The organism is Chryseobacterium sp. SIMBA_028 (assembly GCF_046535285.1).
Classification (GTDB): Bacteria; Bacteroidota; Bacteroidia; order Flavobacteriales; family Weeksellaceae; genus Chryseobacterium.
On sequence record NZ_JAWRWZ010000709.1, the window covers coordinates 1 to 244 of the forward strand.

1 protein-coding gene is annotated in these 244 nt (G+C 68.9%); it reads right to left on the reverse strand.

Annotated features, from left to right (window positions below; all coding sequences use genetic code 11):
- Positions 1-244: hypothetical protein (locus tag SCA31_RS25085; RefSeq protein WP_410699654.1), on the reverse strand; the 244-nt coding region annotated here is incomplete at both ends.

The following is a 244-nucleotide window of genomic DNA, read 5'->3' on the forward strand; positions in this document are numbered from 1 at the left end:
GTGATGTGGCGCGCTGCGCGACCGTGGGCCGTTTCGCCGTTTCGCCGTTTCCGCCGCTTCCACGCTTCCAACGCTTTCACCGTTTCTGCCGCTTCCGCTGCTTCCGCTGCTTCCGCTGCTTCCGCTGCTTCCGCCGTTTCCGCCGCTCCCACCGCTCCCACCGCTTCCACTGCTTCCACTGCTTCCGGCGCTTCCACTGCTTCCGCCGCTTCCGCCGCTTCCGCCGCTTCCGCCGCTTCCGCCG